Source organism: Coleofasciculus sp., assembly GCF_046539235.1.
In the GTDB taxonomy this organism is placed as follows: Bacteria; Cyanobacteriota; Cyanobacteriia; order Cyanobacteriales; family Coleofasciculaceae; genus Coleofasciculus.
In genome coordinates, this window is the sequence record NZ_JBKHHI010000240.1 from 1 (window position 1) to 10,057 (window position 10,057).

Consider the following 10,057-nt stretch of genomic DNA (forward strand, 5'->3'; position numbering starts at 1 on the left):
TCTTAGCTTTGACTGGGTAAAACATTGGGAATCTCTTGATTTATTTGCAGTTTCTCAATTGCGTCTTTAATCACCTCCAGCAATAGCTGATTCTCCTGCTGCTGCGCCAATTGAACCGCTTTCTGCAAGTCCGCGATAGCTTCTTGTTTTTGTCTCAATTTATTCTGGGCTAATCCGCGATTGTAATAGGTTTCAATATGATTCGGGCAAAGGGTCAATGCTTGGTTATAATTCTTGAGTGCCTCTTTATACTTTTGTAGCGCGTAATAGGCATTACCTCGATTATTATATGCTTCATAATTTTGACTATCCAAAGCAATAGCTTTAGCATAATTGCCAATGGCTTTAACAAAATTATTTAAATAGTAGTATCCATTACCTCGGTTATTATAAGCTTGAGCATACCTAGGATTAATATCGATGGCTTTGTCATAGTTCTCAATTGCTTGTTGATATTGATTCAATGCGATATAAGTATTACCGATGTTATGATAACTTTCGGCATGATTAGGATTGAGTTGAATTGCCTGACTAAAATCTGCCAACGCTTTTCTATACTCGCTTAAATTATAGTAAGCATTACCGCGATTATAGTAAGTCCGCTCATACTTAGGATTACATTTAATCGCTTGCGTATAATCCGCGATCGCCTGAACGTAATCTGCTAATAAATAGTACGTATTTCCTCGATTATGATAAACTTGTGGATAGTTCGGATTCAGCGTCAGGGCATCATTGTAATCTTGTAAGACTTGTTGGTAATCATTCAGGGCAAAAAAGCAATTGCCCCGATTGTAGTACAACAAGGCTAAATTTGGATAAATTTGAATCGCTTTATTGTAAATCTCAATGGCTTGATCATACTGTCTAGTTTGATCAAGCTTTTCGGCTTTTCGATTATAATTAATCGCCAGCTTTCTCTTGTATTCTAAAACAGCAGGTAAAATCAAGCCTAAAATTATCATCAGTCCAAAACTGCTTAAGATAAAAGCGAGAACAACCCCGATGCCTTTAATAATTTCACCAATACGCTTCAATGTATAACCCCCATTGATTCTGGAATGCAGTCCCAATCAATTTTAGAGTTTAAAGGAATTTTTTAAAATATTCAATCAGTTTAAACTCGATAGATAAAAAGCCCTACCCAATAGCGAGCGAGACGTTCACACTACAGCGATTCTATTTTGCCTCTTTCCGGCTTCACTCCAGCACAATAATTATTCAAAAAACCTTAATTGTTCCCAGTTTTATATCCCCTTTTCTTTATTAGTTTTATACCAAAGAACTCGATATAGATCTAACGGTTTAGATTTACCCTTTACCCGCATTGGCGGCATTTTTTCTACAGGAATGGTGCGGTCATTGAGTTTATCTAACGTACTTTGAGCGATTAAAATTTCATTGGGTTTGGCTAAATTACAAATCCGACTGGTCACATTCGTAGTATCACCAATCGTGGCATACTGAATCAGTTTTGCCGAACCGATATTTCCCGCCGCGACTTTCCCAGTATTTAAGCCGATATGAATTTGAATCGGTCGTCTTTTGCGTTGAATCCATACTTGATTTAAACGGCGAACTGCCCATTGCATATCAATAGCGGCTTGTACGGCTAAATCGACATCATTGGGTTTGCGATAGGGAGCGCCCCAAACAGCCAGCAATGCATCACCAATATATTTTTCTAATGTTCCTTCATAGGGGAAAACAATCTCCTCAACCATCACCTGAAAATACTCATTGAGCATTTCAATAATTTGCCGTGGTTCCATTTGGGAGGACATTTTAGTAAAGTTACTAATATCAGCAAAAAGTGCTGTAACTTCCGTATCAACGATTTCTAAATTGCCTTCCTCCCGCAGCTTACGACTCACCGTTCGCGGAAAGAACCGTTCCAGTTTATCCCGCATCACCGCCTCCGCCTGCATCTGGGTATAGAGGCGAGAATTTTCAATCGCGATCGCGGCTTGGTTTGCCAGACAGGTTAAGAACTCCAAATCTTCCTCAGAATAGATATCCGTCATCGATAAATTATCCACATACAAGACGCCAATGACAGTATCTCGCGGTTTGAGAGGAACGCACATCGCGGCGTGAATCCCTTGTTTTAGAATCGAGACGGAATCATTAAACAAAGTGTCAATTCGGGCATCATCTGTTAAAATAGCATTGCCTTGCTTGCGAACAAAATTAGCAATCCGTTTGCTGTAAAACCGAGCATTTTCTTGACTATCGAATTGCAATTTTACGGCTTTCTGTTCAAGTTCCCCCGTTTTTTCATCAACCATCAAAATCGCTGCCCGATCAACCTGCATAATCTCAAATAACAGATCCAGAATTTTTTGCAGCAGTCGGTCGGGTTTTTCGGGAGAGGAAAGCTGTTTGCTTACCTCTAGCAAAATTTGTAATTTATTAACTGATCGCTGATGGGCATCTTGGTTTCGGAGTTTCAGAACTGAGTGATCGGCTTTCTCGGGTTGCAGTAACTCCTGCATCGTGATTCGCGTCTTCTCAGGCGCAACCTGCCGGAGAATCGAAAGATTCGAGGTATCCTCATTGATCGGTTTTTGTTGAGGAGTGGGAAAGGTCTTCACAAATTTGAAAAACACACTACCAAAGCGAATTAAATCCCCATGCTTGATTTGACATTCCTCAATTTTACACTCGTTAACAAACGTGCCATTGAGACTTTGCAGATCCGTCAGTGTCGCACTGTCTGAGTTTGAGGAAATAACGATTTGAGCGTGGTGACGAGAGAGATACCCATGAAGTACGACAATTGTGTTATCGTCTTCACGCCCTATGGTGTTGACCCCCGGCTCCAATTTATAAACTTTTCGATTAGGAGTATCGGGATCGTAAATTAAGTAAGACACGCCCCATCCTCACCCTTAATGATCATTTCATTCAAGATAGCGAATGCTGGAGAGTTGCTCCCAGTCGCTTGTGGTCAATCTCCCGCCTGAGGCTTCCGATACACTAGAAAAGGTTGGCAATCGGGACTTTATCCACTACTCTAGACAAATCAGCATGGCGCGATCGCTCACATACACTCAAGCACCCTGGCTAGAAACCTATACTGAGATTATTGATGTTCGCAGTCCCAGTGAGTTTGCTGACGATCATCTACCCCAAGCTATTAACCTACCTGTCCTCGATGATGAACAACGGGCGAAAGTGGGAACCCTTTACAAGCAAGTCTCCCCCTTCCCAGCCCGGAAACTGGGTGCCGCCTTGGTTGCTGGTAACATTGCACAACATCTTGAGTCTCACTTTGCCGCTAAAGACAAAGACTACCATCCTCTAGTGTACTGCTGGCGTGGCGGTCAACGTTCTCATAGTCTGGCTGGCGTCTTAAGTCAAATTGGCTGGCGAGTGACTGTTCTAGAAGGTGGCTATAAAACCTACCGCACTTATGTACGCCAGCAACTCGAAACGTTACCGCCCCAGTTGACATTTCAGGTGTTATCCGGTTTCACGGGTAGCGGGAAAACCTACATTTTACACCAGTTAGCGCAACGCGGCGTGCAAGTCCTTGATTTAGAGGGTTTGGCAAATCATCGCGGTTCTCTACTCGGTCAACAATGGCAAGATAAACCAACCTCTCAACCCTCGCAAAAACAGTTTGAATCCTTACTCCTGTTGGCATTACAACGCTTTGAACCCAGTCAGCCGATTTGGGTAGAAGCCGAAAGCAATAAAATTGGACAGCGTTATTTGCCCCCCTCCCTTTGGCAACAGATGAAGCAGGCGAACTGTATTGAAATTCAACTTCCTCAAGCGGTAAGAATCGAACGGCTGCTGCACGAGTATCCCCACTTCATCAGCCATCCTGACGTATTGAAACGCAAGCTAGGGTTCTTGAAATCGCGCTATGGTGGGCAAAAAATTCGGCGCTGGTATGATCTAATTGACACCGAACAATGGCATACATTAGTCGGAGAATTGCTGAGTCACCACTATGATCCAGCCTACCGTCGTTCAATTGGACATTTGTACCAAGACGCCTCACGCATCTTAGAGATTGATCAGGTATCGGATACTACTGTAGAAGCGTTGCTTGAGCAGGTTGAGTAATGAGGGCAGGTATGGGAGCATATCAGGGACAGCAGAAAATATATTAAATAAATATTGATCAACAAAGGAGTAAAAATATGAGATTTATCAGCCCAAAAGTAGATTATGCTTTTAAGAAAATATTTGGATCAGAACAAAGCAAAGAGATATTGATCAGCTTTCTGAATGCTATTGTTTATGATGGAGATCAAGTCATTAAAGACTTAACCATTGTTAATCCCTATAATCCCGGTCAGACAATCAGCTTAAAAGACACCTATTTAGATGTTAAAGCCGTTTTAACTGATGGCTCTATTGTGGTAATAGAAATGCAAATCGCCTCAATGGCTGCTTTCAACAAAAGGGTGGCTTATAACTTGGCAAAAGCTTATGCAAATCAGCTAGTCAAAGGAGAAGATTACCCCCGGCTTAATCCAGCCATGGCAGTTACTATTACAGATTTCATTCTCTTTGAAGAAACAGAGGATGTCATCAATAAATTTGTGTTTCAGGAGAGAGAGAAAAAGTTTGAGATTCTCAATCAGGAATTACAGCTAATCTTTCTCGAATTACCTAAGTTTAAGAAAACTCTCTCAGAGTTAACGAGTTTGACAGATAAGTGGATTTATTTTCTGCGAGAAGCGGCGATGTTGGAGGATATCCCTGAGAGTTTAGGAGAAGTATCGGAAATAAAATTCGCCTTAAATCTAGCTAACCAAGCCAATATGACAGTGGAAGAATTAGATATAGTAGATAGGCGGGGGATGATGTTACAAGACGAGAAAGGGCGGATCATTTATGCAGAACAAAAAGGTGAACAAAAAGGAGAATCGCGATTAATCATGCGACTACTCAAAAAGCGTTTTGGAGAAATTACTGAGGAAACAAGCAGTGAAATTCAAAATTTATCTATTGAAGATTTGGAAAATTTAGGAGAAAATTTTTTAGAGTTCGACAGTCTGGAAGATCTGGAAAATTGGTTGATGGAGAGATAGTCAGCTTAAAGTTATAAGCAAGAGGAGGCGATTGAAATCGCTGCTACACAAACAAAGTCCGCCTGCGCGGACTGGTTTATAACAGGGGTAGCTAACCCGGTTTTGGTATCATTTGGTAGAGACGTTGCATGCAACGTCTCTACAACATGGTTATATTAACGCGGCAAAATTAAGGCATCCACTCCAGTATAATCCCGACTCGACTATCTTTTTCTTCTGTCGAGTTTTGCTTCTGAATATCGGTGGATAAGCGTAAGTCTGGGGTAACCGCATACCCAACTGACAAGGTGGTTAAACCGACTTCATCATCACTCTCTGGGGAGACAAAACTCTGGGTTAAGGAAATATCAGCCGCACCTGTGCGAGATAAAACGAACTGCAATTTCACGCCGAGATTTACGCCATCTGTGGTGTAATCATTCGACTCCAGATAGCGATAACCCACCAAGGGAGCGACATTCACATACCGCCCTAAAGGACGCAGATAATATCGCAAGTCTACACCAAAGGCTTCGCGATCGCCATTAAATGAGGTGTGATAATCCCCACTAACAGTGAAACCGCTACGATTGATAAATATATCTTCTACACCAATATTCAATCCCCCCGCTTGTTCAGTTGAGGGAAACTGGGAATAGCCTAACCGGAAACGGGTGCGAAAACTGGGGTCATGGCGAATTTCCTCTAAAACATTGGGTACGTCTTGCAACCAGCGTTGTAATAGGGGACTATCCTCAATAATCTCTGGATTTAACTCCAATTCCTGGGCGGCTGAGTTTGATGGAGTTTTAGATTGAGCCGTCAGGTTTATTTCTGGAATTTGGGTTGGAATTGCGTCTAACGTTTGGCAAGACGAGTTAGCCCAACTGGGTACAAATATCCATAGTAAACCTAAGCCGAATTGCCAACATTTTTTCGGAAAATAGTTAACTGGGACTAAGGAATAGAAACTCGGAAAGATACTGTTTACGAATTCTGGTTGGCTCATATCAAAGGAGTGGGGGCGGAGTTATTGGGGTGTAGGGGCGGGTTTTACCGATAAGGTTTTGGAGACAACCCTTAACGTCACTAAACCCGCCCTTCTTTGGTATTAATACAATAATTTTGTTTTGGTTCCCCTTCTCCCTTGATGGGAGAAGGGGTTAGGGGATGAGGGTGAAACGGTACATAGCCTAACGGCTTACTATCATTGGTGTTCACCTTAAGTTGACACGGATGAAGGCTTGCGCCCCACATAAGTACCTCTTAGAGGTTTGTCGTAAGATGCGATGCGTTTATAGCGCTAAAGCGCTTACTACGAACTTACTACAAACCTTAAAATCGTTCCACATCCTTGAACTGGGCTGACTTTTGAGCATTGGCGGCTTCCCCACAAGTGCGAGGCGTGGGAAATACTTTTCCCGGATTCGCCAAGCCTTTGGGATTAAACACCTGATTAATCCATTTCATAGTCTCCAAATCCGCCTCACTGAACATATCGGGCATAAAGCAGTTCTTATCTGCACCAATCCCATGTTCCCCCGAAATACTCCCGCCTGCATTTACACAAAGTCGCAGAATTTCTCCCCCTAATTCTTCCACCTGCTCAAATGCACCGGGAATTGATTCATCGTACAGAATCAGAGGATGTAAATTGCCATCTCCAGCATGAAAAACATTGGCAATCCGATAGCCATATTTTTCACTTAAGGCTTCAACTTCTTTGAGTACCTGCGCTAACTGTGTCCGAGGAATTACCCCATCTTGGACAAAATAATCCGGACTCAGATGTCCCGCCGCCGCAAATGCGGCTTTGCGTCCTTTCCATAGTTTCAACCGCGTTTCGGGGTCACTGGCGGTGGTAATGGTTCGCGCCCCATTCTGTTGACAGAGTTGAGTCACCCGCTTTTTGTTGGTGCTTACTTCTACCTCTAACCCATCCAATTCTACTAACAAAATGGCACCCGCATCTCGGGGATAACATCCTGTCGCCACCACATCTTCTACCGCATTAATGCTGAGATTATCCATCATTTCCATTCCGGCTGGAATAATCCCCGCACCAATAATATCGGCAACGGCGGCACCGGCGGCTTCTATACTGGTAAAATCGGCAAGAACTACACAGATGGATTCTGGGGTTTTGAGAATTCGCAGGGTAATTTCTGTAGCAATTCCTAATGTGCCTTCTGAACCAACAAATACCCCGGTTAAATCATATCCCGGCATTTCCGGAATGGTGCCACCAACATCGACAATTGACCCATCAGGAATCACCAGTTTTAACCCCAAAACATGGTTTGTGGTCACACCATATTTGAGACAATGAACCCCGCCAGAGTTTTCAGCAACATTACCGCCAATGGAACATATAATCTGACTGGAGGGGTCTGGGGCATAATAGAATCCTGCACCACTTACGGCTTGAGTCACCCAGTTGTTGATGACTCCAGGTTGGACAACAATGCGTTGATTGTCGTGGTCAATATCCAGGATGCGCTTCATCAAGGCGGTGACGATTAAGACACAATCTTCTACGGGTAAAGCACCACCCGATAAGCCTGTGCCTGCACCTCGCGCCACCCAAGGGATATTATAGCGATCGCACAGTTTTACAGCCGCCGCCACTTGTTCCGTGGTGCGGGGAAGTACCACCAAGGCGGGGCGTTGGCGATAACTGGGTAATCCATCACATTCGTAGGTGAGTAATTCCTCCTTGCGGCGAACCACACCCTTTTTACCAATAGCTGCTTCAAATTCCTTGATAATGGGTTTCCAGTTCCGTTTGGGCTTGGCTTGGGTCAACATAGGTAGATTTCACGAGTACCGCTACGGGAAAGTTAAATGTCAAACGTTATACAGTAGGGGCGAGTTTTGCTGTTCAGTTTACCTGCAACCGATAACCTATCCACAAAACCTGCCCTTCGTCCTTAATCAAAAAAAGGGTTGATAAAATACTATTCTCAACGAATTAAGGCTTTTATTTCAACTATGCATATATTGGTTCATTAGTCAATCTTTGTTGTAACCCGTAACAAATCTCCCTTTACACCGTTTGAGTCTCCAGCAACGGTGATATATTCAAGCTTTCGGGGTCTTGACTTTCCTCCTCATGTTCGGCTTGGATATTGCATCGTTCCGCACTGTAAACATAAACACCACCGGTTTCAATTTTATAGACCCAAGCATGAATATTAATCAGACCCCGATACAGTTTGGCATGAACCGAGGGATAGGTCTTCAAATTTTCAATCTGCGTCAACACGTTTTCTTCAATCGTTGCATTCAATAAGTCTTCCCCTTCAGCCTCCTGATAGTTTTCCTGAATACTGCAATCGCGATCAAACGATTCGATTTTTGCATGGTCACGATAGTTGATAATCTGGGCAAGTCTATGCCGTTTTTAGTGCGATCGCGCTTAACTCACCTGTTCTAACCGGGCGACGAGGTTGAGTTAAATCCAGCGATCGCGTTGATCTTCTCATCGTTGATTTAACCCCCACTACTGAATGATATAGACACATCCGCATTTGGAATTGGAGATGCTTTATTCTCTGCTGTTAGATGGGTTATCGTCTCTGACATCTCAGATGGGAAGTCAGCTTCAAAATCTGTCCTTAGAACAACTGGAAACTCTGAGTTTAGAAGCACTAAAATTTTCAACGCTTGATCAGCTACAATCTTATCTAGATAATTTGTAAATTGATGGATGAGCCTCGTAGGGGCGCACGGGGCGTGCGCCCCGAAAAGCCATGAAATCAGGGGCTAAAGCCCCTACTACGAACCCACTCTGTAATCAGTGATGCAGGCGTTTATGGCGAAGACAGCGCAACGACAAACCTACCTTAAGTTCATTGATATATTGTCTCGAAATTCCTGTACATGTTGCCAAACTTGATCGACTAAATCGGGACTATCTGCGTCAAACCATTCAATGTCTGGATAAGCCCGAAACCACGTTCGCTGGCGCTTGGCAAATTGTCGCGTATGCACAACTGTTAACGCTTTTGCCTCAGATAAAGATATATCACCCGCCAAATATTGTTTCATTTCCCGATATCCTAAGGTATCCAAAATCGGCAAATCCCAGCCATATTTTTCCGCCAATGTTTTTACTTCTTCTACTAATCCGGCTGTCACCATCATTTCGGTGCGCTGGGTAATACGACGGGTGAGGGCGTCAGCGTCTTGACATTGTAAACCGATCTGAAGAATGGGATAATTTGGTGGATTTTCGCCTTGCTGGTTGGATATGGGGATTCCCGTGATGTAGAATACTTCTAATGCTCGTAAGGTTCTGACTTGATCATGGGGATGAATTTTTTTAGCTGCCCTGGGATCGACTTGTTGTAAGAAATTATAGCATTGAGATTGACCGAGAGATGAGAGCTGCGATCGCAAGTCTTCATTGGGGGCGACTCTAGGAATTTTTAATCCTCGAACGATGGCTTTAATATATAAACCTGTACCCCCCACCAGTAACAGGGGCGAAGGGAGAGATGCTATTAACTTTTGGGCTTGTTCCTGATAGTCTGCTACGGTTAATGTTTCAGTGGGTTCGCAGATATCAATCAAGTAATGAGGTACTAACTTTCGTTCGGCTACTGAAGGTTTAGCTGTGCCAATATCAAACTCCCGGTAAACTTGACGGGAATCCGCGCTTAATATTACGGTATTTAATCGCTGTGCCAATTCTAACGCTAGTCCAGACTTTCCCGTCGCCGTCGCCCCACAAATTACAATCAGTTGGGGATGTTTGTTATTGTTCATTGTTCATGGTTGATTGTTGATTGTTCATGGTTCATTGTTCATGGTTCATTGTTCATGGTTCATTGTTCATTGACAAAATTCTTCTCTCCCCTATCTCCCCCATCTCCCCTATCTCCCCTATCTTCCCCATCTCCCCCGCCCAATCCAAAGCAAGGTCTATCCCCTCTATAAATATCTATTCAGGCAACTCTGTAGCCGCCTGTAACCCTTTTGTGTTAGAATTTTTGAGTGTTTTGTCATTTTAAAGCATATAAACC

General features: G+C 43.3%; 9 protein-coding genes. 3 read left to right on the top strand and 6 right to left on the bottom strand.

Annotated elements, in window-relative coordinates; translation table 11 throughout:
• Positions 1-2 precede the first annotated feature (2 nt).
• Complete coding sequence (locus tag ACLFWI_RS19395) at positions 3-1,037, bottom strand: tetratricopeptide repeat protein (RefSeq protein WP_446414268.1); 1,035 nt, start codon at positions 1,035-1,037, stop codon at positions 3-5.
• 210 nt (positions 1,038-1,247) lie between these two features.
• A complete protein-coding gene (locus ACLFWI_RS19400) occupies positions 1,248-2,876 on the bottom strand; it encodes an adenylate/guanylate cyclase domain-containing protein (protein WP_446414269.1) in 1,629 nt (542 codons plus the stop codon).
• A 154-nt stretch (positions 2,877-3,030) separates the two neighbouring features.
• Between ACLFWI_RS19400 and mnmH the strand changes: the two genes are divergently transcribed.
• Entirely contained in the window at positions 3,031-4,077 is a 1,047-nt protein-coding gene (mnmH, locus tag ACLFWI_RS19405; RefSeq protein WP_446414275.1) for a tRNA 2-selenouridine(34) synthase MnmH, read from the top strand.
• A 77-nt stretch (positions 4,078-4,154) separates the two neighbouring features.
• A complete protein-coding gene (locus ACLFWI_RS19410; RefSeq protein WP_446414270.1) occupies positions 4,155-5,051 on the top strand; it encodes an Rpn family recombination-promoting nuclease/putative transposase in 897 nt (298 codons plus the stop codon).
• Positions 5,052-5,220: 169 nt separating this feature from the next.
• Here the strand turns inward: ACLFWI_RS19410 and ACLFWI_RS19415 are convergent, their stop codons facing one another.
• From ACLFWI_RS19415 to ACLFWI_RS19425, 3 genes are all read right to left on the bottom strand, one after another.
• The gene (locus tag ACLFWI_RS19415) at positions 5,221-6,039 is read right to left on the bottom strand and encodes a hypothetical protein (RefSeq protein WP_446414271.1); all 819 of its coding nucleotides are present in this window, start codon (positions 6,037-6,039) and stop codon (positions 5,221-5,223) included.
• 326 nt (positions 6,040-6,365) lie between these two features.
• Positions 6,366-7,838, bottom strand: coding sequence for a glycolate oxidase subunit GlcD (gene glcD / locus ACLFWI_RS19420; protein WP_446414272.1), 1,473 nt, complete (start codon positions 7,836-7,838; stop codon positions 6,366-6,368).
• 238 nt (positions 7,839-8,076) lie between these two features.
• Positions 8,077-8,412 (bottom strand): carbonic anhydrase, encoded by a 336-nt coding sequence (locus ACLFWI_RS19425; RefSeq protein ID WP_446414276.1) that lies wholly within the window; start codon positions 8,410-8,412, stop codon positions 8,077-8,079.
• A gap of 160 nt (positions 8,413-8,572) precedes the next feature.
• On the opposite strand from ACLFWI_RS19425, the gene ACLFWI_RS19430 reads away from it, so the two are divergent.
• The gene (locus ACLFWI_RS19430; protein WP_446414273.1) at positions 8,573-8,731 is read left to right on the top strand and encodes a DUF4351 domain-containing protein; all 159 of its coding nucleotides are present in this window, start codon (positions 8,573-8,575) and stop codon (positions 8,729-8,731) included.
• Positions 8,732-8,870: 139 nt separating this feature from the next.
• On the opposite strand, the gene miaA is transcribed toward ACLFWI_RS19430, so the two are convergent.
• Entirely contained in the window at positions 8,871-9,800 is a 930-nt protein-coding gene (gene miaA, locus ACLFWI_RS19435) for a tRNA (adenosine(37)-N6)-dimethylallyltransferase MiaA (RefSeq protein ID WP_446414274.1), read from the bottom strand.
• Between the last annotated feature and the right edge of the window lie 257 nt (positions 9,801-10,057).